Source organism: Streptomyces sp. NPDC012466 (assembly GCF_042955215.1).
GTDB lineage: Bacteria > Actinomycetota > Actinomycetes > Streptomycetales > Streptomycetaceae > Streptomyces.
The window spans coordinates 169,168-193,579 of record NZ_JBIBEQ010000006.1; the positions used below are offsets into that span (position 1 = coordinate 169,168).

Annotated in this window: 24 protein-coding genes; 12 read left to right on the top strand and 12 right to left on the bottom strand. The window is 71.8% G+C overall.

What is annotated here, in order from left to right; genetic code table 11:
• The first annotated feature begins 66 nt into the window (after positions 1 to 66).
• Together ACFY9E_RS22810 and ACFY9E_RS22815 are read left to right on the top strand one after the other, a co-directional pair.
• Entirely contained in the window at positions 67 to 1,701 is a 1,635-nt protein-coding gene (locus ACFY9E_RS22810; protein WP_390986994.1) for a penicillin-binding transpeptidase domain-containing protein, read from the top strand.
• A 96-nt stretch (positions 1,702 to 1,797) separates the two neighbouring features.
• Complete coding sequence (locus ACFY9E_RS22815; RefSeq protein ID WP_390986997.1) at positions 1,798 to 3,465, top strand: penicillin-binding transpeptidase domain-containing protein; 1,668 nt, start codon at positions 1,798 to 1,800, stop codon at positions 3,463 to 3,465.
• Positions 3,466 to 3,474: 9 nt separating this feature from the next.
• Here ACFY9E_RS22815 and ACFY9E_RS22820 read toward each other — a convergent pair whose 3' ends face one another.
• Positions 3,475 to 3,840: an SsgA family sporulation/cell division regulator gene (locus ACFY9E_RS22820; protein ID WP_390986999.1), complete on the bottom strand. Its 366-nt coding sequence runs from the start codon at positions 3,838 to 3,840 to the stop codon at positions 3,475 to 3,477.
• Between the two features lie 168 nt (positions 3,841 to 4,008).
• On the opposite strand from ACFY9E_RS22820, the gene ACFY9E_RS22825 reads away from it, so the two are divergent.
• The 6 genes from ACFY9E_RS22825 (at position 4,009) to ACFY9E_RS22850 (ending at position 8,827) form a co-directional block, all read left to right on the top strand.
• Entirely contained in the window at positions 4,009 to 5,073 is a 1,065-nt protein-coding gene (locus ACFY9E_RS22825; protein ID WP_390987002.1) for an energy-coupling factor ABC transporter permease, read from the top strand.
• Between the two features lies 1 nt (position 5,074).
• Positions 5,075 to 5,836: a cobalt ECF transporter T component CbiQ gene (gene cbiQ, locus ACFY9E_RS22830; protein ID WP_390987005.1), complete on the top strand. Its 762-nt coding sequence runs from the start codon at positions 5,075 to 5,077 to the stop codon at positions 5,834 to 5,836.
• Positions 5,824 to 6,600 carry an ATP-binding cassette domain-containing protein gene (locus tag ACFY9E_RS22835; protein WP_390987007.1) on the top strand — a complete coding sequence of 259 codons (777 nt, stop codon included), beginning with the start codon at positions 5,824 to 5,826 and terminating at the stop codon, positions 6,598 to 6,600. The genes cbiQ and ACFY9E_RS22835 overlap by 13 nt, the downstream gene beginning before the upstream one ends.
• Before the next feature lie 10 nt (positions 6,601 to 6,610).
• Positions 6,611 to 7,072, top strand: a complete 462-nt coding sequence (locus ACFY9E_RS22840; RefSeq protein ID WP_390987010.1) for a MarR family transcriptional regulator — start codon at positions 6,611 to 6,613, stop codon at positions 7,070 to 7,072.
• 102 nt (positions 7,073 to 7,174) lie between these two features.
• Positions 7,175 to 7,621: an Ohr family peroxiredoxin gene (locus ACFY9E_RS22845; protein WP_390987012.1), complete on the top strand. Its 447-nt coding sequence runs from the start codon at positions 7,175 to 7,177 to the stop codon at positions 7,619 to 7,621.
• A gap of 42 nt (positions 7,622 to 7,663) precedes the next feature.
• Positions 7,664 to 8,827 carry a serine hydrolase gene (locus tag ACFY9E_RS22850; protein ID WP_390987015.1) on the top strand — a complete coding sequence of 388 codons (1,164 nt, stop codon included), beginning with the start codon at positions 7,664 to 7,666 and terminating at the stop codon, positions 8,825 to 8,827.
• Between the two features lie 6 nt (positions 8,828 to 8,833).
• On the opposite strand, the gene ACFY9E_RS22855 is transcribed toward ACFY9E_RS22850, so the two are convergent.
• The 4 genes from ACFY9E_RS22855 to ACFY9E_RS22870 all read right to left on the bottom strand — a co-directional run bounded on the left by ACFY9E_RS22855 (position 8,834) and on the right by ACFY9E_RS22870 (position 10,798).
• On the bottom strand, positions 8,834 to 9,109 hold the full coding sequence (locus ACFY9E_RS22855; RefSeq protein WP_030844963.1) for a DUF1876 domain-containing protein: 276 nt from the start codon (positions 9,107 to 9,109) through the stop codon (positions 8,834 to 8,836).
• 72 nt (positions 9,110 to 9,181) lie between these two features.
• A complete protein-coding gene (locus ACFY9E_RS22860) occupies positions 9,182 to 10,027 on the bottom strand; it encodes an EamA family transporter (protein WP_390987017.1) in 846 nt (281 codons plus the stop codon).
• Entirely contained in the window at positions 10,024 to 10,539 is a 516-nt protein-coding gene (locus tag ACFY9E_RS22865; RefSeq protein WP_390987019.1) for a YbaK/EbsC family protein, read from the bottom strand. Before ACFY9E_RS22865 ends, ACFY9E_RS22860 begins: the two co-directional genes overlap by 4 nt.
• A 67-nt stretch (positions 10,540 to 10,606) precedes the next feature.
• Positions 10,607 to 10,798, bottom strand: a complete 192-nt coding sequence (locus tag ACFY9E_RS22870) for a hypothetical protein (RefSeq protein WP_390987021.1) — start codon at positions 10,796 to 10,798, stop codon at positions 10,607 to 10,609.
• A gap of 86 nt (positions 10,799 to 10,884) precedes the next feature.
• Here ACFY9E_RS22870 and ACFY9E_RS22875 point away from each other — a divergent pair, with 86 nt between their 5' ends.
• On the top strand, positions 10,885 to 12,027 hold the full coding sequence (locus tag ACFY9E_RS22875; RefSeq protein WP_390987024.1) for an alcohol dehydrogenase catalytic domain-containing protein: 1,143 nt from the start codon (positions 10,885 to 10,887) through the stop codon (positions 12,025 to 12,027).
• 120 nt (positions 12,028 to 12,147) lie between these two features.
• Here ACFY9E_RS22875 and ACFY9E_RS22880 read toward each other — a convergent pair whose 3' ends face one another.
• Entirely contained in the window at positions 12,148 to 14,364 is a 2,217-nt protein-coding gene (locus tag ACFY9E_RS22880; RefSeq protein WP_390987027.1) for an MMPL family transporter, read from the bottom strand.
• Positions 14,365 to 14,459: 95 nt separating this feature from the next.
• Positions 14,460 to 15,062, bottom strand: coding sequence for a TetR/AcrR family transcriptional regulator C-terminal ligand-binding domain-containing protein (locus ACFY9E_RS22885; RefSeq protein WP_390987030.1), 603 nt, complete (start codon positions 15,060 to 15,062; stop codon positions 14,460 to 14,462).
• Positions 15,063 to 15,215: 153 nt separating this feature from the next.
• On the opposite strand from ACFY9E_RS22885, the gene ACFY9E_RS22890 reads away from it, so the two are divergent.
• On the top strand, positions 15,216 to 18,467 hold the full coding sequence (locus ACFY9E_RS22890; RefSeq protein ID WP_390987032.1) for a S41 family peptidase: 3,252 nt from the start codon (positions 15,216 to 15,218) through the stop codon (positions 18,465 to 18,467).
• A gap of 76 nt (positions 18,468 to 18,543) precedes the next feature.
• Here the strand turns inward: ACFY9E_RS22890 and ACFY9E_RS22895 are convergent, their stop codons facing one another.
• The 4 genes from ACFY9E_RS22895 to ACFY9E_RS22910 form a co-directional block, all read right to left on the bottom strand.
• Positions 18,544 to 18,768, bottom strand: a complete 225-nt coding sequence (locus ACFY9E_RS22895; protein ID WP_390987035.1) for a hypothetical protein — start codon at positions 18,766 to 18,768, stop codon at positions 18,544 to 18,546.
• 76 nt (positions 18,769 to 18,844) lie between these two features.
• Positions 18,845 to 19,729 carry a short-chain dehydrogenase/reductase gene (locus ACFY9E_RS22900; RefSeq protein ID WP_390987038.1) on the bottom strand — a complete coding sequence of 295 codons (885 nt, stop codon included), beginning with the start codon at positions 19,727 to 19,729 and terminating at the stop codon, positions 18,845 to 18,847.
• The gene (locus ACFY9E_RS22905; RefSeq protein WP_390987041.1) at positions 19,726 to 20,649 is read right to left on the bottom strand and encodes an alpha/beta fold hydrolase; all 924 of its coding nucleotides are present in this window, start codon (positions 20,647 to 20,649) and stop codon (positions 19,726 to 19,728) included. Before ACFY9E_RS22905 ends, ACFY9E_RS22900 begins: the two co-directional genes overlap by 4 nt.
• The gene (locus tag ACFY9E_RS22910; protein WP_390987043.1) at positions 20,646 to 22,169 is read right to left on the bottom strand and encodes an NAD(P)-binding domain-containing protein; all 1,524 of its coding nucleotides are present in this window, start codon (positions 22,167 to 22,169) and stop codon (positions 20,646 to 20,648) included. The genes ACFY9E_RS22905 and ACFY9E_RS22910 overlap by 4 nt, the downstream gene beginning before the upstream one ends.
• A gap of 131 nt (positions 22,170 to 22,300) precedes the next feature.
• Between ACFY9E_RS22910 and ACFY9E_RS22915 the strand changes: the two genes are divergently transcribed.
• Positions 22,301 to 22,942, top strand: a complete 642-nt coding sequence (locus tag ACFY9E_RS22915; protein ID WP_390987046.1) for a MerR family transcriptional regulator — start codon at positions 22,301 to 22,303, stop codon at positions 22,940 to 22,942.
• On the opposite strand, the gene ACFY9E_RS22920 is transcribed toward ACFY9E_RS22915, so the two are convergent.
• Positions 22,939 to 23,742, bottom strand: a complete 804-nt coding sequence (locus ACFY9E_RS22920) for an exodeoxyribonuclease III (RefSeq protein WP_390987048.1) — start codon at positions 23,740 to 23,742, stop codon at positions 22,939 to 22,941. The genes ACFY9E_RS22915 and ACFY9E_RS22920 overlap by 4 nt on opposite strands.
• A 60-nt stretch (positions 23,743 to 23,802) precedes the next feature.
• Between ACFY9E_RS22920 and ACFY9E_RS22925 the strand changes: the two genes are divergently transcribed.
• Positions 23,803 to 24,279, top strand: a complete 477-nt coding sequence (locus ACFY9E_RS22925) for a GNAT family N-acetyltransferase (protein WP_390987049.1) — start codon at positions 23,803 to 23,805, stop codon at positions 24,277 to 24,279.
• Positions 24,280 to 24,412: the final 133 nt, after the last annotated feature.

Sequence of the window (24,412 nt, forward strand, 5' to 3'; positions counted from 1 at the left end):
GCCGGGATCGGGCTTTCTGAACGCGTTCAAAGGAACGCGTGGGGCCCAACGGGGAGGGATCGCCCAATGGGCAAGGGGGTCAAGGCCGCCGTCATAGGCGGGGTGTTCGCGGTGATGGTGGGCGGTGCCGGGTACGGGGCCTACAACGTCATCAGCGCGCTGAGCGGTGACGGCGGCACCAGCGGGGTGGCCGCGGAGAAGAGAACCGGGCCGCCCGGCAAGGACGAGGTCGAGGAGACCACGGCCAAGTTCTTCGCGGCCTGGCAGACGGGAGCGGCCGCGACGGCGGCGTCGTACACGAACAACGACGCGGCCGCCGAGCGGCTCCTCACCGCCTTCGGTGACGACGCGCACATCACCGACGTGAAGATCACGCCCGGTGCGGCGCAGGGCACGAGCGTGCCGTACACGGTGAAGGCGAAGGTGGCCTACGACGGGAAGTCCAAGCCGCTGACCTATCGGAGCAAGCTGAAGGTCGTACGCGGGCTGACCACCGGGCGGGCGCTCGTGGACTGGCAGCCGTCCGTCGTGCACCCCGGGCTGAAGAAGGACGACACCCTGGTCACCGAGCAGTCGGCCACCCCGCCCATCGAGGCCGTGGGCCGCGACGGCTCCGTGCTGACGAAGGAGAAGTACCCCTCTCTCGGCCCGGTCCTGGACGCCCTGCGCGACAAGTACGGCGAGAAGGCCGGTGGCACCCCCGGCATCGAGCTGGTCGTCCGGCACGCCGGCAACGGCGCTCCCGACACCCCGCTGCTCACCCTCGCCGAGGGCGAGCCGGGCAAGCTCACCACCACGATCAGCCCGAGCGCTCAGGCGGCGGCCGAGAAGGCGGTCAAGCGGTTCGCCCAGTCGTCGGTGGTGGCCGTCAAGCCGAGCACCGGAGAGGTGCTGGCCGTGGCCAACAACCGCACGGACGGCTTCAACGCGGCCTTCGAAGGCCAGGCGGCGCCCGGCTCCACCATGAAGATCATCACCGCCGCGATGCTCATCGACAACGGCGTGACCTCGATGACCGGTCCGGCGCCCTGCCCCGACACCGCGGTGTGGCAGAGCCAGACGTTCAAGAACCTCACGAACATGAAGCCCGACGAGAACGCCACGCTCGCGGGCAGCTTCATGCGGTCCTGCAACACCGCCTTCATCAAGCTCATCGACGAGAAGCCGCTCACCGACGCCTCGCTGTCCCAGGAGGCCGAGGAGCGCTTCGGGCTGGGGAAGGACAACTGGAAGACCGGCATCGTCTCCTTCGACGGCCGGGTCCCCGCGGTCGACGGGCCGGACCGGGCGGCGGGCGCCATCGGGCAGGGCCAGGTCCAGATGAGCCCGCTGAACATGGCCTCGGTGACCGCGACCGCGATCACCGGCGCCTTCCGCCAGCCCTACCTCGTCTCGCCGGAGCTGGACGGCCGCGAGCTGGCGCAGGCCCGGGGCCTGCGGGCGAGCACCGCCTCCCAGCTCAAGCAGATGATGCGGCTCACCGCCACGCAGGGCACGGCCATGCAGGCCATGGCCGGGCTCGGCGGTGGTGACATCGGCGCCAAGACCGGTTCGGCCGAGGTGGACGGCAACGCCAAGTCCAACAGCTGGTTCACCGGCTTCCGGGACGACATCGCGGCGGCGGCCATGACCGAGCAGGGCGGACACGGCGGCGACGCGGCCGGGCCGATTGTCGCAGCCGTGCTACGAACGGGTGGCTGATCTCACCTGCGCGGGACGGGACTCTAGGGTGGGGGCCGTCGTTGGGACATCCGAGGGCAACGGTGACCCGGGGGATTCGCGGAGGAACGAACAGCAGTGGGCAACAGAAGGCGCGTCGCCGAGCGACGGAAGACGAGACCCGCCGTGATCGGCGGGATGATCGCCGTGGTCGTCGGCGGCGCCGGTCTCGGCGCCTACGCGCTGTTCGGCAGCGGGGCCGCTGCCGACGACGGGACGCGGGCCGCGGACCAGAAGCCCAGGGTGAAGACCGGCCCGCTGTCGTCGGCCGAGGTCACCACCACCGCCCGCGCCTTCCTCACCGCCTGGCAGTCCGGCAAGGTCCCCCAGGCCGCCGCCGTCACCGACGCCCCCTCCGCGGCCCGGCCGCTGCTCACCGGCTACACCAAGGACGCCCACATCAAGGACGTCACCCTCACCCCGGGCACGCGCACCGGTGACAAGGTGCCGTTCACCGTCAAGGCCACGGTGGCGTACAAGGGCACCGAGAAGCCGCTGACGTACGACAGCGCGCTGACCGTCATGCGCCGCACCAGTGACGGGAAGCCCCTGGTCGACTGGCACTCCGCGGTGGTCCACCCGGATCTGAAGGACGGCGACGAGCTGGTCACCGGCGAGGCGGGCACACCCCCGGTCAAGGCTCTCGACCGGGACGGTGGCGAACTGACCGTGAAGAAGTACGCCTCGATCGGCCCGGTCCTGGACGGACTGCGCGAGAAGTACGGCAAGCAGGCCGGCGGCAAGGCCGGTATCGAACTGCGCGTGGTGCGCGGGAAGGCCGCCAAGGCGAAGGACCTCTCGGACAAGACCCTGCTGGAGCTGAGCGAGGGCACACCGGGCACGGTGAGGACCACGCTGGACCCGGCGCTCCAGGCCGCCGCCGAGCAGCAGGTCGCGAAGAAGGCCCGCTCGTCGGTGGCCGTGGTGCGGGTGTCGACCGGCGAGATCCTGGCCGCCGCCAACGCCTCCCCCGGCTTCAACACCGCCTTCCAGGGCTCCCTGGCCCCCGGCTCCACGATGAAGGTCATCACCTCCTCGCTGCTGCTCGAAAAGGGCCTGGCCTCGGCGGACAAGAAGCACCCGTGCCCGAAGTACTTCACGTACGGCCACTGGAAGTTCCAGAACGACGACAAGTTCGAGATCAAGAACGGCACCTTCAAGGCGAGCTTCGCCCGCTCCTGCAACACCGCCTTCATCAGCCAGGCGCCGAAGCTGAAGAACGACGACCTGACCAAGCAGGCCCAGCAGGTCTTCGGTCTGGGGCTGAACAACTGGGCGATCGGTGTGCCGTCCTTCGACGGCGCGGTGCCGGTGCAGTCGGCGGCCCAGATGGGAGCCTCGCTGATCGGGCAGGGCGGGGTCCGCATGAACCCGCTGAACATGGCGTCGGTGTCGGCGACGGTCAAGGCCGGCACGTTCCACCAGCCCTACCTGGTCTCCCCGGACGTGGACGGCCGCAAGCTGGCGAAGGCCTCGCGCACGATGTCCGCGGGCACCCTGTCCCAGCTGCGTGAGCTGATGTCGTACACGGCCGCGTACGGCACGGCCGCGGAGGCGATGGCCGGGGTCGGCGGTGACGTCGGCGCGAAGACCGGGTCGGCCGAGGTCGACGGGCAGAAGAAGCCGAACGGGTGGTTCACGGCCTACCGGGGCGACCTGGCCGCCGCGGGCGTGGTGCAGCAGGGCGGGCACGGCGGTTCGACGGCCGGCCCGATCGTGGCGGCGCTGCTGAAGACGGGCGGCTGAGCCCCGGGGTCAGTGCGTCACGGGTTCCGCGGCGGCCGTGTACGTCCGCCGCAGGAACCGCAGCAGCGCCTGCCGCTCGAACTGCACCACCGAGACGCCCTGCGGGGAGTGGAACTCCACCACGACCTGCACCCGGCCGCAGGGCCACACCCGCACCTCGCCGCTGCCCGCGGGGGCCCGCAGGCCCTCCTCCAGGAGTTCGCGGCGGAAGGTCCATTCGCCGCCCCCCGCGCCGGGCAGTCCCATGCGCACCGACCGGGGATCGTGGTCGGGGTCGTACCGCAGGGTGACCGGAACCGCCTCCAGCTCGTCGACGAGCGGGACGGCCGCGTCCGAGACGATGTGGGCTCGCGCGTACTGCTCGACTACGGACATCGGACGGCCCCTTCACCGTGCGCGTTCCGAGTGGAAACTCTGCGTCCACTCCCCCTCCAATGTCGCATATTTTCCGGATTGCGCCCCTCGGGGTGCATATATCACGCGTGAGATAAAACGAGCGGCACGCTCTTGCAAACCGTTCGCATCAAGCCACATCATCGAACGGTGCATGTACCTGACGGATTCATCAACGCGCCCACCTCAGCAGCCACCGGTGTGATCGCCGCGGGCGCCGTCGCCGTGAGCCTGCGCGGCGCACGCCGCGAACTCGACGAGCGCACCGCGCCGCTGGCCGGGCTCGTCGCGGCCTTCATCTTCGCGGTGCAGATGCTGAACTTCCCCGTCGCGGCGGGGACCAGCGGCCATCTGCTCGGCGGTGCGCTGGCGGCGATACTCGTCGGCCCGTACACCGGGGTGCTGTGCGTCTCCGTCGTCCTGCTGATGCAGGGCATCCTCTTCGCGGACGGCGGCCTGACCGCGCTGGGCGTGAACATCACCAACATGGCGATCGTCACGACGGTCGTCGCCTACGCCCTCTTCCGCGGCCTGGTCAAGGTGCTGCCCCGCACCCGCCGGTCGGTCACCGCGGCCTCCTTCGTCGCCGCCCTGGTCTCCGTCCCGGCCGCCGCGCTGGCCTTCACGCTGATGTACGCGCTCGGCGGCACCACCGACGTGTCGATCGGCAAGGTCGCCACCGCCATGATCGGCGTGCACGTCCTGATCGGCATCGGCGAGGCCACGATCACCGCCCTGACCGTCGGCGCGGTCATCGCCGTACGCCCGGACCTGGTGTACGGAGCGCGCGGACTGACGCAGAAGCTCAAGCTGCGGGTGAACGGCGAACTGGTCGACGCGCCCGAGGCCGAGCCCGCGCCCGCCCCGGTGGCCGCCCGGACCTCGCACCGAAAGGTGTGGGCCGCCGGCCTGGTCGCCTCCCTCGTACTGGCCGGGTTCGTCAGCTTCTACGCGTCCGCGAACCCCGACGGGCTGGAGAAGGTCGCCGCCGACCACGGCATCGACAAGAAGGCCGAGGAGCACGCCGTCGCCGACTCCCCGCTCGCCGACTACGGCGTCAAGGACGTCGACGACGCCCGCCTGTCCGGGGGTCTGGCGGGCGTGATCGGCGTGGGCGTCACGGTCGTGGCGGGCACCGGCGTGTTCTGGGCCGTGCGCCGCCGCCGTACGGGCGACACCTCCCCGTCGGACACGACCAGCATGACGAGCGTCTGACGTGGGAGCCGGGCACGCGCACAAGCTGTACCGGCACGGGCACTCGCCCGTGCACGGCCTGCCGCCGCACACCAAGCTCGCGGCCGTGTTCGCCTTCGTGGTGGTCGTGGTGTCGACACCGCGCGAGGCGATGTGGGCGTTCGGGCTGTACGCCGTTCTGCTCGGGGCCGTCGCGTACGTCGCGCGCGTGCCCGCGGCGTTCCTGCTCGGACGGCTGCTGATCGAGGTGCCGTTCGTCGCGTTCGCGGTGCTCATGCCGTTCGTGGCGGAGGGCGAGCGGGTCGACGTCCTCGGCCTGTCCCTGAGCGTCAACGGTCTGTGGGGCGCCTGGAACGTGCTCGCCAAGGGCACCCTCGGTGTCGCGGCCTCCGTGCTGCTGGCCGCCACGACCGAGCTCCGCGAACTGCTCCTCGGCCTCCAGCGCCTCAAACTCCCGCCGCTCCTCGTGCAGATCGCGTCCTTCATGATCCGCTACGGCGATGTCATCACCGACGAGATGCGGCGCATGCGGATCGCCCGGGAGTCGCGCGGCTTCGAAGCCAGCGGCGTCAAGCACTGGGGCGTGCTCGCCAAGTCGGCGGGCGCGCTGTTCATCCGCTCCTACGAGCGCGGCGAGCGTGTGCACCTGGCCATGGTCAGCCGCGGATACGCCGGCTCCATGCCCGTCATCGACGAGGTGACCGCGTCCCGGGCGCAGTGGTCGTACGCCCTCGCCCTCCCCTGCGCCGCTCTCCTCGTCTGTCTGCTGGGATGGACCCTGTGACCGATGTGACCCCTTCGCTCGACGTGGCCGGACTGGCCTTCGCCTACCCCGACGGGCACCAGGCCCTCTTCGGCGTGGACTTCTCGATCGCCCGCGGCGAGCGGGTCGCGCTGCTCGGGCCGAACGGCGCCGGCAAGACGACCCTCGTACTGCACCTCAACGGCATCCTGACCGGCGGCGCCGGCACGGTGAAGGTCGCCGGGCTGCCCGTGGACAAGCGCAACATGGCCGAGGTCCGGCGCCGGGTCGGCATCGTCTTCCAGGACCCGGACGACCAGCTGTTCATGCCGACGGTCCGGGAGGACGTGGCGTTCGGGCCGGCGGCGGCCGGACTGAAGGGGCCCGAGCTGGAGGAGCGCGTGGAGCGGGCCCTGGAGCGGGTCGGCATGGCGGGGTTCAAGGACCGCCCGCCGCACCACCTCTCCTTCGGGCAGCGCCGCCGCGTGGCCGTCGCGACGGTGCTGGCGATGGAGCCGGAGATCCTCGTCCTCGACGAGCCCTCCTCCAACCTCGACCCCGCCTCCCGCCGCGAGCTGGCGGACATCCTGCGCTCCCTGGACGTGACCGTGCTGATGGTCACGCACGACCTCCCCTACGCCCTGGAGCTGTGTGCGCGCTCCCTGATCCTCAGCGACGGGGTGATCGCGGCCGACGGGCCGACCGGCGCACTGCTCTCGGACGAGGACCTGATGCGGGCCCACCGCCTGGAGCTGCCGTTCGGTTTCGATCCGCGTTCCGTCCCGGCGGCTCCGGCCCGTCCGTGACAATGGGCGCGTGACGAACGAGGAGAGCGACGGATCACCGCTGCTGGACGAGCAGCTGTGCTTCGCGCTGTACGCCGCCCAGCGCGCGGTGACGGCGGCGTACCGCCCGTTCCTCGACGAGCTGGGTCTCACCTACCCGCAGTATCTGGTGCTGCTGGTCCTCTGGGAGCGCGGCGAGACCACGGTCAAGGAACTGGCCGCGGCCCTTCGCCTCGACTACGGCACGGTGTCCCCGCTGCTGAAGCGCCTGGAGGCAGCCGGTCTCGTCCGGCGTGAGCGGTCGGCGCGGGACGAGCGGTCGGTGCTCGTGGCCGTGACCGGGCGCGGGGAGGAACTGCGGGAGCGGGCGGGGCGGGTGCCCGGCGCGCTGCTCACGGCGACGGGGCTGGACGCGGCGGAGGCCGGGCGGCTGCGTGCGGAGCTGTGGCGGCTGGCGGAGCGGGCGGAGTCGGCGGCGGACCGGGCCCGCTGAGGGTTACCCACGGTTGCCACCCCCTGGGCACGGCAGGGTAGTTACCGGCCAGTACCTTGTGCACGATGTATCGGTGCACACCTGGTTCCGGGGGAGGACAGCATGACTGACGGCCCCGCCGTCGACACCCGCCCGACGAAGATCATGTTCGTGGCGGAGGCCACCGCCCACGGTGGCCGCGACGGCTACGTCACCAGCCAGGACGGTCAGCTCGACCTCAGGGTGGCGATGCCCCCGCAGCTCGGCGGCGACGGCAACGGCACCAACCCGGAACAGCTCTTCGCGGCCGGCTACAGCTCCTGCTTCCACAACGCCCTGATCCTCGTCGGCAACCGCGAGGGCTACGACCTGACCGGCTCCACGGTCTCCGCGAAGGTCGGCCTCGGCCCCAACCGGCAGCGCGGCTACGGCCTGGCCGTCGCCCTCAGCGTCTCCCTGCCGGTCGTCGACCCCGACCTCGCGACCAGGCTGGTGGACGCCGCCCACGAGGTCTGCCCGTACTCGAACGCGACCCGCGGGAACATCGACGTGACCATCCTGCTTGGCTAGGGAGGGCATCACGAGCACAGCGGCGAGACGAGGAGTACGGGCGTGGACGTGCACGGCACAGTGGCCGAGGGCTTCGAGCCGGTGAGGGACGCGTTCGTACGGAACTTCGACACGCTCGGGGACCGGGGCGCGGCGGTCGCCGTCTACCGGGACGGGCGGAGGGTCGTCGACCTCTGGGGCGGCACCAAGGACGTCGACGGCACGGCTCCGTGGGAGCGCGGCACCGCCCAGGTCGTGCGCTCGGCGACCAAGGGGGTCGCCGCTGCCGTCCTCCTGCTGTTGCACCAGCGCGGGCAGCTCGACCTGGACGCGCCGGTGGGGCACTACTGGCCGGAGTTCAAGGCGCGGGGCAAGGAGCGGGTCCTGGTCCGGCATGTGCTGAACCACCGCGCCGGACTGCCGGTCCTCGACCGGCCGCTCACGCCGCGGGAGGCCCTCGACCCGCTGCGCGGCCCCGAGGCGGTCGCCGCGCAGGCGCCCGCCTGGGAGCCCGGCACCGACCACGGCTACCACGCGCTCACCTACGGCTGGCTGCTCGACGAACTCGTGCGGCGCGTGACCGGGCAGGGCACCGGCGAGTGGCTCGCGTCGCAGGTCACCGGCCCGCTGGGCCTGGACCTCTGGCTCGGTCTGCCGGAGTCGGAGGCCGGCCGGGTCGGGCGGGTGGGCCGCGTCGAGGGAGCCGAACCGGCCGGGGGCCTGCGCGCCCGCCCGAAGCGCTCGGTCACCGAGGCCTACGAGGACCCGGCCTCCCTGACGCGCCGGGCCTTCGCCGCGATCTCCCCGTTCCCGGACCAGAACGACCCCGCCTACCGCGCGTCCGCCCTCCCCGCGACGAACGCCATGGCGACGGCGGACGGACTGGCCCGCTTCTACGCGACCCTGATCGGCGACACGGCCGGCGCCGCACGCCTCTTCGCGCCGGAGACGGTGGAACTGGCCCGGGCCGAGGAGTCGGCGGGCCCCGACCGGGTCCTGGTGGTCGGCACCCGCTTCGGCCTCGGTTACATGCTGCACGGCAGCGCCTCGCCGTTCCTCACCCCGGGTTCCTTCGGCCACCCGGGCCGCGGCGGCGCCCTCGGCTTCGCCGACCCGGAGACCGGGATCGCCTTCGGCTACGTCACCAACGGCTTCCGCAAGACGGTGACGGCGGACCCGCGGGCGCAGGCGCTGGTGCGGGCGGTGCGGGGAGTGCTGGACCTCTAGGAGCCCTTACACGTGGATGGGGTGGGAGGTCCGGCCCGACGCCTGGTCGATCTCCTCGTGCGCCTTGGTCAGCAACGCCATGGCGAGTTCGTTGAGCGCCCGGGCCCCGGCGATCTCCTCCCCGACCCTCGGCTGATTGGCGTCGGTCCGGTGCCGGCTCGCGTGCCCGTGCGCCCGTACCTCGCTGCCGTCGGGCAAGCGGACCATCGCGGCCGCGCGCGTGTGCTGGTCGTCCTCCGTGAACTCCATCTCGACGTGCCACCCGACTGTGGTGTGCATCATGACGATCACCTCCGGAACGCTTAGTTCCAGGGTGCTCCTCGCACCGGCCGGACGCACCCGTCCGGCGGGCCCCTATCCGGCGTGCAGCATCAGCCCGATCCCGACCACCAGCAACCCGGCCGCCGCGATCCTCGGAGCCCCGAACCGCTCCTTGAAGAAGACGGCCCCGATCGCCGCGCCCACGATGATCGACGACTCGCGCAGAGCCGCGATGGGGGCGAGTTCGGCCCGGGTCTGGGCCCACAGGACGAGGGCGTAGGCGGTGACGGACAGCGCGGCGCCGAACAGCCCCACCCCGGCGAACGGCCGCAGCAGGGCGACGGTCCGCCCGCGCCAACGCCACGCGGCGTATGCCGGGATGACGACCCCCTGGACCGCCATCAGCCAGGCGATGTAGCCCAGGGAGGACCCGGAGGCCCGTACGCCCAGCCCGTCGACGACGGTGTACACCGCTATGGTCAGCCCGGTCGCCAGGGCCGCCCCGATCGCCGCCCAGTCCGGCCGCCGGCCCCGCAGTCCCCACAGGGCGACGCCGGTCAGCCCCGCGCACGACAGGGCGATTCCGGCAGCGGCCCACCCGTCGGGAACCTCGTGTGCGAAGAGGGCGGCGAGCAGGGTCACGACGAGGGGCGCGGTGCCCCGGGCGATGGGGTAGGCCTGCCCGAAGTCGCCCAGCCGGAAGGAGTTCATCAACAGGGCGTAGTAGGCGATGTGGACGGCGGCGGAGGCGAGCAGGTACGGCCAGGCCCCGGCCGCCGGAAAGGCCACGAAGGGCGCGAGGGCCAGCCCGATGACGACGCCCCCGCCCGAGATCAGCGCGAAGCCGGCCAGCTTGTCGGTGATCTTGTGGGCGAGGGCGTTCCAGCTGGCGTGGGTGACGGCGGCGAGCAGGACGGCGGCGGTGACCAGAGGGGTCACGAGGTGCGCTCGCGCACGTCCACCAAGGTGCCGTCGGCGTGGGTGACGAGGTCCTCGGGTGCCATGGGGAACACGGTGTGCGGCGTCCCGGCCGCGGCCCAGACGACGTCGTGCTCCAGCAGGGACCGGTCGGCGAGCACGCGGGTCCTGGTCCGGTGCCCGAAGGGCGGCACGCCGCCGATGGCGTACCCGGTGGTCTCCCGCACGACGTCCACCCTGGCCCGTGTGACCTTGTCCGCGCCGAGCTCCTTGCGGACGAGTTCGAGGTCGACCCGGGAGGCCCCGTCCATCAGCACGAGCACGGGCACCCCGTCCGCAGCGAAGATCAGCGACTTGCAGATCTGGCTCAGCTCGCAGCCGACCGCGGCAGCGGCCTCGGCGGCGGTACGGGTGGCGTCCGGAAAGCGGCGGACCTGTCGCACGAGGTGCCCGAGCCCGAGGTCGCGCAGGGCCTCGGCGAAACGGGGGTGTGCTCCGGAGTTCTCGGCGTCAGTGGCGGCTGTCGTCGTCATGCCGTGCACGCTAGCGGTACGTGTACGGGGCACGCGAGGCGGTATCGGCGCGCTGCCCCGGTCCGGTTCAGCCGGTGGCGTCCTCCGGCCGGACGTCCGCGAACTCCCACCAGGCGAGCGGCAGCCAGTCCCCGTCGACGAAGCCGTCGACGGAACCGCCGGTGCCCTGGATGGCCACACGGGTCCCGACCGGGTAGGTGGTGCCGGACAGTCCGGAGACCGCCACGAGAAGGGTGCCGATACGTCGAGACAAAGCCATACTTCCTTTCTCCTCTGGGTGCAAATCATCTCATCATGCACCAGCCTGGTATATGAGCTACGGCACATAGACGGAGGTGCGTGACGATGAGGGCTGTCGTGTACAAAGGCCCCTTCGAGGTAGCGATAGAACAAGTGGAGGACCCACACATCCAGCACCCGAACGACGTGATCGTCCGGGTGACGTCGACAGCGATCTGCGGTTCCGACCTGCACATGTACGAGGGCCGCACGGCGGCGGAGCCGGGGATCGTGTTCGGACACGAGAACCTCGGGGTCGTCGAGGAGGCAGGAGAGGGGGTCACCTCGCTCAGCCGCGGTGATCGCGTGGTCATGCCGTTCAACGTGGCCTGCGGCTTCTGCAAGAACTGTACGGCCGGCTTCACGGGCTTCTGCCTGACCGTGAATCCGGGCTTCGCCGGCGGCGCCTACGGCTACGTCGCCATGGGCCCCTACACGGGCGGCCAGGCGGAGTACGTACGGGTTCCGTACGCCGACTTCAACTGCCTCAAGCTCCCGGAGGGCACCGAGAAGGAGACCGATTTCGTCCTGCTCGCCGACATCTTCCCGACCGGCTATCACGGCAACGAGCTGGCGGACGTGCGCCCCGGTGACAGCGTCGCCGTGTACGGCGGCGGCCCGGTCGGCCTGATGGCCGCCTACTCGGCGATGCTGCGCGGCGCGAGCAAGGTGTTCGTCGTCGACCGGGTGGCGGAACGCCTGCAGAAAGCCCGGGAGATCGGCACGATCCCGATCGACTTCACCCAGGGCAACCCGGTGGAGCAGATCAAGGAGCAGACCGACGGCCAGGGCACGGACAAGGGCGTCGACGCCGTCGGCTACCAGGCCCAGGCGCAGGGCGAGGACCGTGAGGAGCCGGCGATCGTGCTGAACTCCCTCGTCGAGACGGTCCGCCCGACGGGCGCGCTCGGCATACCGGGCCTCTACGTCCCCAGCGACCCGGGCGGACCGGACGAGTCCGCCAAGAAGGGCATGCTGATGGTGGCCGTCGGGCGCCTCTTCGAGAAGGGCCTGCGGATGGGCACCGGTCAGTGCAACGTCAAGCGGTACAACCGCCACCTGCGCGACCTGATCATCGAGGACCGCGCGAAGCCCAGCTTCGTCGTCTCGCACGAACTGCCGCTCGACGAGGCGCCGGGCGCGTACGAGAAGTTCGACAAGCGGGTGGAGGGCTACACCAAGGTCGTACTCCACCCACAGGCCGCGTAAGAAGGCCGGGGCCGGGACCGCCCCGCGCGCACGTGCGGCGACCCGGCCCGGACGGAAAGGCCGGTGAGGGCGCCCCGTTGCGGAGCCCTCACCGGCCGGTGTCTCAGAGGTGTCGGTGCGTCAGGCGCGCACCAGGTCCCGGTCCGTGTCCCTCCGGTCGGACGCGTCGCGCAGGCCCTCGCCCTCGACGTCGACGTTGGGCAGCGCGCGGTCGAGCCACTTCGGGAGCCACCAGGCCTTGCGGCCGAGGAGGGCCAGGACGGCCGGGACGATGGCCATGCGGACGACGAACGCGTCGAAGAAGACGGCGATCGCGAGGCCGAAGCCGATCATCTTGACCATCGACTCGGACGAGCCGATGAAGCCGGCGAAGACGGCCATCATGATCACCGCGGCGGCGGTGACGACCCGCGCGCCGTGCCGGAAGCCGGTGACCACGGCCTGGGCCGGCTTCTCCCCGTGGACGTAGGCCTCCCGCATCCGGGTCACGAGGAACACCTCGTAGTCCATCGCCAGGCCGAAGACCACGCCGACCATGAAGATCGGCATCATCGACATGACCGGCCCGGTCTGCTCCACGCCCATCAGGTCCGACAGCCAGCCCCACTGGAAGACCGCGACGACCGCGCCGAGGGCCGCCATCACCGACAGCAGGAAGCCGAGGGCCGCCTTCAGCGGGACCAGGATCGAGCGGAAGACCACGATCAGCAGGAGGAAGGCCAGACCGACGACGAGCACCAGATACGGCACCAGCGCGTCGTTGAGCTTTTCGCTGACGTCGATGTTCATCGCCGTGCTGCCGGTGACAAGGACGTTCGCGTCCGTGTCGGCCTGGATGCCCGCGCCCGCGTCCCGGATGCCGTGCACCAGGTTCTCCGTCGTGGCGGAGGACGGCTTGGAGCCGGGGATCACGGTGATGGTGGCGGTGTCACCGGCCTTGTTGGGCTGCGCCGGCGTGACCGTCACGACGTCCTTCAGGGCCTTGATCTCGTCGCCGGTCTCGGCGAAGACCGCCTTCGGGTCGGCGCTGTCCTTCGCGTCGACGACGACCATCAGCGGACCGTTGAAGCCCGGCCCGAAGCCCTCGGACAGCAGGTCGTAGGCGCGGCGCTGGGTGGTGGAGACGGGCTGGGAGCCGTCGTCGGGCAGTCCCAGTTCGAGGGAGGTCGCGGGGACGGCCGCCGCGCCGAGGCCGATGACGCCGAGGAGCAGGACCGCGAGCGGGCGGCGCACGACGAAGCTCGCCCAGCGGGTGCCCAGGTTCGGCTTGGCGGGCTCGGCCGGCTTGTCCTGCTGCTTCGCCCGGCCGGGTAGCTTGCCCTTCTCCCCCATCGGCCTGATCTTCCGGCCGGCGTATCCGAGCAGTGCGGGGATCATCGTCAGGGCGATCAGCACCGCGATGGCCACCGTGCCGGCCGCCGCGATGCCCATCTTCGTCAGCATCGGGATGTTGACCACGGACAGGCCCACCAGCGCGATCACCACGGTCAGACCGGCGAAGACCACCGCGGAGCCCGCCGTGCCGACGGCCCGGCCCGCCGCTTCCTCGCGCTCGCGGCCCTCGGCCAGTTCGGCGCGGTAGCGGGAGACGATGAACAGCGCGTAGTCGATGCCGACGGCCAGGCCGATCATCATCGCGAGGGTGGACGTGGTCGTGCCCAGGTCCAGCGCACTGGCCAGGCCCGTGATCGCGGAGACGCCGATGCCCACGCCGATGAGCGCCGTCAGCAGCGGCAGTCCGGCCGCGACGAGCGAGCCGAAGGTGATGACCAGGACGACCGCGGCGACCGCGATGCCGAAGATCTCGCTGGAGCCGGTGTGCGGAACGGCCTGGAGCGCGTCACCGCCGATCTCGACGGTCAGCCCGGCCTTCCGCGCGTCCTGCGCGCTGTCCTCCAGGGCGTCCTTGGACGCGTCGTCCAGCTCCATGCCGGAGACCTTGTACGACACCTGCGCGTAGGCGATGGTGCCGTCCTTGCTGACGGCCTTCGCCTGGTAGGGGTCGGTGACGCGGACGACCTCGGAGCCGTCGGACAGCTCCTTCACCGTGTCCTCGACCGTCGCCCTGTTGCCGGGGTCGGTCATCTTCTCGCCGCTCGGCGCCTTGAAGACGACGCGTGCGGTGGCGCCGTCGGCACTGGTGCCGGGGAAGCGCTGCTCCAGCAGGTCGAAGGCCTTCTGGGCCTCGGTGCCGGGGATGGAGAACGAGCTGTTGCCCGCGGCGGGGGCACTGGCCGCGCCGACACCGGCGAGGGTCAGCAGGGCCACCCATATCAGGGCGACGACGTGCCGCCGCCGGAACGAGAGCCGGCCGAGTTGGTAGAGGAATGTGGCCACGAGGGCGTACTCCCGGTCAGTCGTGGGGTCTTCAGGGCAGGGGTGATCAGCCCGACGACGTGAGCGGAGACGTCAGGTAGGGGCTTGCTGGGGGACTATTCGGTGGGCACGCCGAGGGCGGGGAGGACCACGGCGTCGATGTACGAGGTGAGGAAGGCCGCCGTCGGCGGCTTGTCCTCCAGGACCGCGCAGGTGACGAAGGCGCCGAGCATCATGTGCACCACGAACTCCAGCGCGGGGCAGTCCGGACGGACCTCGCCCCGGTCGACGGCGCGCTGGAGGACACGGCGCGAGTCCGCGATCTCCGGCTCGATGATCTGGCTCTTGAACTCGCTGTGGAGGTCCGGGTTGGCGTGCATCGCCGTGGCCAGACCGCGCATCAGCGCGCCGTTCTGCTCCATCTCGGCGTCGTCAGCACGCGCCATGAGGGCGTGGAAGTCGCCGCGCAGAGAGCCGGTGTCGATCTCGTCGAGGTTCTTCACCGGCTTGATGTGCCGGAGCGCCTTGACGACCAGCTGGGCCTTGCCGCCCCACTGGCGGTAGAGGGTGGCCTTGCTGGAGCGGGTGCGCGCGGCCACGGCGTCCATGGTGAGGGCGTCGTAGCCGACTTCGCGGAGCAGGTCGAGCACGGCCGCGTAGAGCTCGGCCTCACGCTCGGGGGTGATCCGACTGCGACGCGCGGCGGCGACCTCAGCCATCTCTTCACCTTCCTGCTCCGAACGACACGGTTTCGTACGTCATGAATGTAGCGCACCCCGCATGAGAACGAACCGGTTTCGTACGTGTACTGGGTCACGGTCACGCGTGTGTGCTGAGTTGCCCCGGTTCGTCCCCCGGCAAAGCATGAGGTGGTGACCTATCTGCGTCTGCCGCACCTCCATGACGACCTGCTGTGCTTCGTGGCCGAGGACGACCTCTGGCTCGCCCCGCTCGACGCCCCCGGCCGGGCCTGGCGGCTCACCGTCGACCGCACCAAGCTGGGCCACCCGCGCTTCTCGCCCGACGGCCGCCACCTCGCCTGCACGAGCTGGCGCAGCCTGGTGCCCGAGGTCCACGTCGTCCCGGTGGACGGCGGCCCGGGCCGCCAGGTGAGCCACTGGGGCAGCGCCGACACCCGGGTCTGCGGCTGGACCCCGGAGGGAGAGATCCTGGCCGTGGCCTCGCACGGCGAGCCCTTCTCGTTCTACACCTGGGCCTACAAGGTCTCCCCCGAGGGCGACCCGGGCCGCAAACTGCCCTGGGGGCCGGTCTCCGACATCCAGGTCGCCGACGTGGACGGGGAGCGCAGGTCCCTGCTTCTGACCGGCACCCCGCCGCACGAACCGGCCTCCTGGAAGCGCTATCGCGGCGGGGCCACGGGCCGGCTCTGGCTGCACGGCGAACGGCTGCTGGAAGGCCTGGGCGGCCATCTGCACTCCCCCATGTTCGTCGGCGGCCGCATCGCGTTCCTCTCCGACCACGAGGGCGTCGGCAACCTCTACTCCTGCGCCTACGACGGCTCCGGCCTGCGCCGGCACACCGACCACGACGCCTTCTACGCCCGGCACGCCGCGAGCGACGGCACCCGGGTGGTGTACCAGTGCGGGGGCGACCTGTGGCTGGTCGACGACCTGTCCCCGGACTCCGGGCCGCGCCGGCTGGACGTACGGCTGAGCGGGCCGCGCGCGGGACGGCGTCCCTACCAGGTGGCGGCGTCCCGGCACGTCGACGGGCTCTCGGTCGACGAGACCGGGCGGGCCAGCGCGGTCGTCGTGCGCGGCAGCCTGTACTGGCTGACCCACCGGGACGGCCCGGCCCGCACCCTCACCGACACCCCGGGCGTCCGGGTGCGGCTGCCGGAGATGCTCGGCGGCAGCGGACGGGTGGCGTATGTGACGGACGCCGAGGGCGAGGACGCCGTCGAGATCGCCTCCCTGCCCCGGGCGAGCGGCGACCGGGCGCCCCGGCGACTGGCCCCCGGTGCGCTGGGCCGGGTGCACGAGCTCGTCTCGGACCCGGAGGGCGAGCGGCTGGCGGTCGCCTCGCACGACGGCCGGCTCCTCCTCCTCGACGTCACGGAGGACTCCGACGACGAGGTCACCGAGCTGATCCGGTCGGTCAACGGGCCCGTGCGCGACCTCGCGTTCTCGCCGGACGGGGCGTGGCTCACCTGGTCGCACCCGGGCATCGGGCGGACCCTGCGCCAGATCAAGATGGCCCGGCTGGCCGGGACGGAGGACGGGGAGCGGCTGATCGTCGACGTCACCAACGGCCGCTTCGAGGACGAGAACCCGGTCTTCACGCGCGACGGCCGCTACCTCGCCTTCCTGTCCTGGCGCGGCTTCGACCCGGTCTACGACGTGCACACCGGGGACCTGTCCTTCCCGCTGGGCTGCCGCCCGTACCTGGTGCCGCTGTCCTCCGCGACGCCCTCCCCGTTCGCGGTGAACCCGGAGGGCCGTCCGGCCGCCGGGGGCCTCGATCCGGTGGAGGACGACGACAACGGCAACGGGGACAACGGGGCCGTGACCGTCGAGGTCGAGGGGCTGGAGAGCCGGGTCACGCCGTTCCCGGTGGCCGCCTCCAAGTACTCGGCGCTGTGCCCGGTGGCGGGCGGCGGACTGGTGTGGCTGCGCTGGCCGATCTCGGGCGCCCTCGGCGAGACGTTCGCCAACCCGGACGACACCAGCGGCCGGCCGACCCTGGAGCACTTCGGCATCACCAAGGCCAAGAGGTCCGAACTCGCCCAGCACCTCGACTGGTTCGCGGTCAGCGGCGACGGCAGCCGGCTGGTGATCGTCGACGAGGGCGAGCTGCGCGCGGTACCGGCCAGCGAACAGGGCGACAGCGACTCCACCGTGTGGATCGACGCGCGGCGCATCCTGCACGTGGCCGACCCGGCGGCGGAGTGGCGGCAGTCGTACGAGGAGGCCGGGCGGCTGATCCGGGCCTACTTCTGGGACCCGGGCATGTGCGGCATCGACTGGGACGGAGTGCTGGACCAGTACCGCCCGCTGGTCGAACGGGTCGCCTCCCCCGACGAGTTCGCCGACCTGCTGCGCGAGGTGCTCGGCGAGCTCGGCACCTCCCACGCCTACGTCACCGCCGCCCGGCGCAACGAGGGCCCGCCGCACTACCAGCGCCGGCAGGGCCTGCTGGGCGCCAACTTCGTACGCCGGGACGGCGGCTGGGCGGTCAGACGGATCCTGCCCGGCGACTCCTCCGACTCCAAGGCCCGCTCCCCGCTGGCCGGCACGGGCATCCGGGAGGGCGCGCTGCTCACCCATGTCGACGGCCGCCCGGTGGATCCGGAGGCGGGCCCGTATCCGCTGCTGGCCGGCGCGGGCGGCACGACCGTGGAGCTGACCTTCCGCCCCGCGGAGGGCGAGGGCCCGCCCCGGCGGGTCGCCGTCGTCCCGCTCGTCGACGAGCGGCCGCTGCGCTACCAGGACTGGGTGGCCAAACGCCGAGCGGTGGTCCGCGAGTTGAGCGGCGGGCGCTGCGGCTACCTGCACATCCCGGACATGGGCGGCTCGGGCTGGGCGCAGTTCAACCGCGACCTGCGCATGGAGGTGTCCCGCCCGGCGCTGATCGTGGACGTGCGCGGCAACGCGGGCGGCCACATCAGCGAGCTGGTCGTCGAGACGCTGAGCCGGACCATCCTGGGCTGGGACCTGACCCGGGACGCCCAGGCGGTGTCGTACACCTCGAACGCGCCGCGGGGCCCCGTGGTGGCCCTGGCGGACGAGGCGACCTCCTCGGACGGCGACATGATCACCGCCGCGTTCAAGCTGCTGAAGCTCGGCCCGGTCGTGGGGCAGCGCACCTGGGGCGGTGTGGTCGGCATGACCGGCCGCCACGAGCTGGGCGACGGCACGGTGATCACGGTGCCGATGAACGCGGCCTGGTTCGACGCCTACGGCTGGTCGGTGGAGAACAAGGGCGTCGCCCCCGACATCGACGTCCTGCGCACCCCGCTGGACTGGGCCGAGGGGCGGCACGCCCAGCTGACCGATGCGGTGGAGCTGGCGCTCGGGCTGCTGGAGACCAACCCGCCGGCGACGCCACCGACCTACAGCGACGTACCGGACCGCTCCCGCCCGAAGCTGCCGCCCAGGACGTGAACGCCCGGGCCGGGGCGGGACACACAGGGGCAAGGGGCGCCCCGCTCGGGGGCACCCCTTGCCTCAGCACGCATCGTCAGGCGTCGAAGTCCTGGTCGAAGCGGTCCTCCTGCTCGCGCTCACGCTCGCGCTGCGGCTGCGAGCGCTCACGGTCACGGTCACGCTGCGGCTGCGAGGGGTCCATGTCCTCGTCGCGCCGGCGACCACGGCCCTGCACCTGCTCGCGAGCCTGGTCCGCCTTCTGGCGAGCCTGGTTCTGCCACTGCTCGGACTTCTCCTGGAACTGGTCCTTCATACCCATGTGGGTTCACTCCCGTTGGGGGTGAGGGGATCTGGCTCGATCAGATTCACACGGGTCGTGACGCTGCGCATGTCGATCACTTACGGAGCGTGTTCCGCTGCTGCTCGTCGGCCGCTCCACCGGCTCCGACCAGGCCCGTGCGCATGCCGGTCAGCCGGTCCGAGAAGCGCCGCATCTCGCGCTGCCCCACCGTCCCGATGACCGCGGGCAGATAACCGCGCACGCCCTGCATCCCGCGCAGCCACCACTGCCCGTACACATGGCTCGACCGGCGCTCGATCCCCTCCACCAGCCGGTCCACGGCCGGACCGAGCGGGTAGGTCTTGTTGGACGGCCAGGGCAGCCGCTGCCTCAACTCCCGCATGACGTCGTCCTGGTCGGCCCCGCGCACCATGTCGGTGTCGGTCCACGACAGATACCCGACCCCCACCTTCACGCCCCGGTGCCCGACCTCGGCACGCAGGCTGTGCGCGTACGCCTCCACACCCGACTTGGACGCGCAGTACGCGGTCATCATCGGCGCCGGGGTGATCGCGGCGAGGGAGGCGATCTGGAGGAGATAGCCCCGGCTCTCCGTCAGCAGCGGCAGGAAGGCGCGGGCGGTCACCGCGGAGCCGATCAGGTTGACCTCGATCACCCGCCGCCAGGACTCCGGGTCGGAGTCGGCGAAGGGCCCGCCGGTGGCGACACCGGCGTTGGCGACGACGATGTCGACCCGGCCGAAGCGTTCCTCGACCTCGGCCGCGACGCGGGCCATCGCCTCGTGGTCGGTGACGTCGGCGTGCCAGTGGTCGCTGTCGCTGTGCAGCCGTCCGGAGACCTGCTTCAGCGCGTCCGGTTCCAGGCCGACCAGCGCCACCTTCACCCCGCGCGCGGAGAGCTTGCGGGCCAGCAACTCCCCGACGCCGCGCGCCGCCCCGGTCACCACGGCGACCTTGCCTTCGAGGCTCACCCTGCTCATGCGCTCTCCTCGGATACGACCTGGATGTGTGTGGTGACGAGCTCGCGTATCTTCGCGGTGACCAGCTCGGGCGCCTCGATGGGCGTCATGTGGCCGATGCCGGGCAGCTCGGTGAACCCGGTGCACTGCGGCAGCGCTTCGCACAGGGCCCGGGCCTGTGCCGGCGGCGTCAGCCGGTCCGCCGCACCGACGATCACGGCCGTGGGCACGTCCAGTTCGCGCACGCCGTGGTCGAGATCGAGCAGATCCAGCACCTGCGACCAGGAGTGGCGGACCTTGCGGGGGCAGGCGTGCACGATCCGGGCGCACGCCTCGATCATGTGCGGGTCCGAACCGGGGCCCATCGTGCCGTACTTGAGGATGCGGCGGGCGAGCGGCGTGACCGGCCCGAGCGGGGCGCGGGAGCCGAGGATCCGCCGGGTCAGCCAGGTCCGCACCCGCCCGGCCCGCAGGGGGACGACGGTGGCGGCCGCGACCAGCTGCGAACTGCCCGTGCTGCACAGCAGGGCGGCGGCCGCGTGCGCGCGGAAGGCGGCTCTCCCCGAGGCCGCCATCACGGTCATCCCGCCCATGGAGTGCCCGGCGATCACGGCCTGTTCACCGGGCGCGAGGGTGGCTTCGAGTACGGCTTCCAGATCGTCGGCGAGCGCGTCGGCGCTGCACGCGGGGTTCGCGGGACTGCGCCCGTGGCCGCGCTGGTCGTAGGCGATGACCCGGTGGTCGGCGGCCAGGTCGCGGATCTGCGCCGCCCAGAAGGCGGTGGAGCAGGTCCAGCCGTGGGCGAGGACGACGGCGGGGCCGAACTCGGGCCCGTGGATCTCGACGTGCAGCCGGGCCCCGTCGGCGGAGACGGCGGTCAGCTCGCGCACCGGGGCGGGCGGGGCGTAGGGGCCGGAGTCGACGGCCAGGAGGCGGCTCACGCGTCCACCTCCGCCTTCTGCGCCGCGGCGGCCTGCTTCGTCGCGGGCGTTCGCAGGACGTCGTACTCGGCGAGGTCCACCCGTCGCGTCGCCCGCCGGAACTCGGCCGTCGTACCCGGCCAGATGGTGGTGTTGCGGCCGCTCGCGTCGAGGTACCAGCTGGTGCAGCCGCCGGTGTTCCACACGGTGCGCTTCATGCGCTCCTGCACCCGGTGGTTCCAGGTGCGCACGGCGTCGGGCCGGGCGTCGAGGGCGACCCGGCCGCCGAGGACGTCGAGCTGGCGCAGGTAGTCGGCGAGGTAGTTCAGCTGGGACTCGATCATGAGGATCATCGAGGAGTTCCCGAGGCCGGTGTTGGGCCCGATGACCGTCATCCAGTTGGGGAAGCCGGCCGCCGAGGCGCCGCGCAGTGCCTCCATGCCGCCCTTCCAGGTCTCGGCGAGGGTGCGCCCGTCGGCGCCCACGACCCGCTCGGCGATGGGCATGTCGGTGACGTGGAAGCCGGTGCCGAAGACGATCGCGTCGACCTCGGTCTCACTGCCGTCGGCGGCGACCAGGGTGGAGCCGCGCACCTCGGCGAGACCGCTCGCGACGACGTCCACATTCGGCTGCGCGATCGCCGGGTAGTACTCGCTGGACAGCAGGATCCGCTTGCAGCCGATGCGGTAGTCCGGGGTGAGCTTCGCCCGCAGGGCCGGGTCCTTGATGGCGCGGGCCATGTTGCGCCGGGCCAGCTGCTCGACGAAGCCGAGCTCGTTCGGGCGTTTGGTGAACGCCTGGACCTGCAACTCCCGGATGCCCCACAGCAGTCCACGCCTGACCTGCGAGGTGAAGGGCAGCTGCCGGTGGAGCCACCGCTCGGCGCCGCTGATGGCCCGGTCCATGCGGGGCATCACCCACGGCGGGGTGCGCTGGAAGAGGGTGAGCCGGGAGACGTCGGGCTGGATGGCCGGCACGATCTGGATGGCCGAGGCGCCGGTGCCCACCATGGCGACGCGCTTGCCGCGCAGGTCGTAGTCGTGGTCCCAGCGGGCGGAGTGGAACACCTGGCCGGGGAAGGACTCCAGCCCGGGGATGTCCGGCACCTTCGGGTCGGACAGGGGCCCGGTGGCCGACACGACCATGTCCGCCGACAGGTTCCCGCTGCTGGTCTCGATGTCCCAGCACAGCCGCTCGGTGTTCCAGCTCATCCGCTTCACCTCCGAGTCGAAGCGGATGTGCGGCCGCAGCCGGAACACGTCGGTCACGTGCTCGAGATAGGCGCGGATGTGCTCCTGCCCCGAGAAGGTGCGCGGCCAGTCGGGGTTGGGCGCGAAGGAGAACGAGTACAGGTGGGACGGCACATCGCACGCGCACCCCGGGTAGCTGTTGTCCCGCCAGGTGCCGCCGACGCTGCTCGCCCGCTCCAGGACGACGAAGTCGGTGACACCTTCGCGGCGCAGCCGCACGGCGGCCCCCAGCCCGCCGAACCCGGACCCGACCACCGCGACCCGCACATGCTCGTGTTCGCGCTCGCCCATGCCGACACCTCCACACACCACGAGAACCATGCCAGTGAACACTGGCGCAATGGGAGCGTAGGGCAGCGGCGTACCGATGGGTAGGGGGCGGGGCCAGGAAAGTTACCCGCGGTACGCCTTAAGGTGCCCAGGTGGCCGAGAAGCGTGAATACCGCATGGAAGAGCTGGCCCGCCTCGCCGGGATCACGGTGCGCACCCTGCGCTTCTACCGCGAACGCAAGCTGATCCCGCCACCCCGGCGCGAGGGCCGCATCGCCTGGTACGACGACCACCACCTGGCCCGGCTGCGCACGATCACGGCCCTGCTGGAGCGCGGCCACACCCTCAGTGGCATCGCGGAACTGGCCGAGGCCTTCGACCACGGCCGGGACGTCGGCGACCTGCTCGGCGTCGGCGGCCCCACCGAGGAGGAGCCGGTCCACCTCACCCCCGAGGAACTCGCCGACCACTTCGCCGGCGAGGCCACTCCGGAGAACCTCGCCGCCGCGATGGACCTCGGCTACCTCGGCACCGACGGCGAGGAGATCGTCCACATCAGCCGCCGCCTCCTGGACGTCTCCGCGGCCCTGGTCCGCGAGGGCATCCCCCTCGCGGAGGTCCTCGGCGCGGCCAAGGAGGTCCGGGCCCACGCCGACGCCCTGGCCGGCCTCTTCGCGGACCTGGTCCTGCGGCACGCCTCCGCGCAGGACCTGCCCCGCCTGCGCCCGCTGGCCCGCAGCGTGGTGGAGGCGGAACTGTCCCTGGCGCTGGACCGCAGGATGCACAAGCCCTAACGGTCGTAGACGACGGTCACCGGCGCGTGGTCGGACCACCGCTCGGCGTGCGTCGCGGCGCGCTCCACGAACCCCTTGACCGCCCGCTCGGCCAGCCCCGGGGTGGCCACGTGGTAGTCGATGCGCCATCCCGTGTCGTTGTCGAAGGCCCGCCCGCGGTACGACCACCACGAGTAGGGCCCCTCGGTGTCCGGGTGCAGGGCGCGGACGACGTCCACGTACCCGCCGTCGGCCGGGTCGAGGACCCGCCCGAGCCACTCCCGCTCCTCCGGCAGGAACCCCGAGTTCTTGGTGTTGCCCCGCCAGTTCTTCAGGTCGGCCCGCTGGTGGGCGATGTTCCAGTCGCCGCAGACCAGCACCTCGCGCCCCTCGGCGGCGGCACGCTCCCGCAGCCCCTTCAGATGGGCGAGGAACTCGCCCATGAAGCGCTCCTTCTCGTCCTGGCGCTCGGTGCCGACCTCCCCGGAGGGCAGATACAGCGAGGCGACGGTGACCCCCGGCAGGTCCGCTTCCACGTACCGCCCGCTGCCGTCGAACTCGGCGGAGCCGAAGCCGATCCGCACCCGGTCGGGCTCACGGCGGCTGTACAGGGACACCCCGGCCCGCCCCTTGGCGGCGGCCGGCGCGTGCACCACGTGCCACCCCTCGGGCTCCCGGACGTGCCCGGGCAGCTGCTCCGGCTCGGCGCGCACCTCCTGGAGGCACAGCACGTCGGCTTCGGTCTGTGCGAGCCACTCCACGAAACCCTTCTTCGCGGCGGCACGCAGCCCGTTCACATTCACAGAGGTCACAGTGAGCACCCCGGCACGATACCGGCACGCTGGACGAGGTCCAGTTCCGGATCGAATACGGTAGCGGCCATGCACATCCGCCGGGTCTCCTTCGACCACCCCGACGCCATGAAGCTGAACGACCAGGTCCAGGCCGAGTACGCCGTCCGCTACGGGGACGACGGCGACGCCACGCCCATGGCCGCCGCGGACTTCGCCCCGCCGAACGGCGTCTACCTGATCGCGTACGACGAGGACGGCACCCCCGTCGCCTCGGGCGGCTGGCGCGCCCGGGACGCCAACGACGAGGGCAACCTCGACGGCGACGCCGAGCTCAAGCGCATGTATGTGATCGACGGCATGCGGGGCCGGGGCCTGGCCCGCCGCATCCTGGCCGCCCTGGAGGAGGACGCCCGCGAGGCGGGCCGCGTCCGCATGGTCCTGGAGACCGGCACCAAGCAGCCGGAGGCCATAGCCCTGTACACGTCCAGCGGCTACGAGCCGTGCGCCAAGTTCGGCTACTACCGCTTCCACGACGCGAGCCGCTGCTTCGCGAAGCGGCTCTGACGCACCCGGCTGACAAGGGCTCAGCGGCGGCCGCGCCCGGGGCCCTTGTCACGCGGCGCGCTGTCCCGGCCGCGCCACCAGGCGGTCACCGAGCCGGTCCCGCCGCGCCGAGGCGGCGGAACCAGGGCAAGAG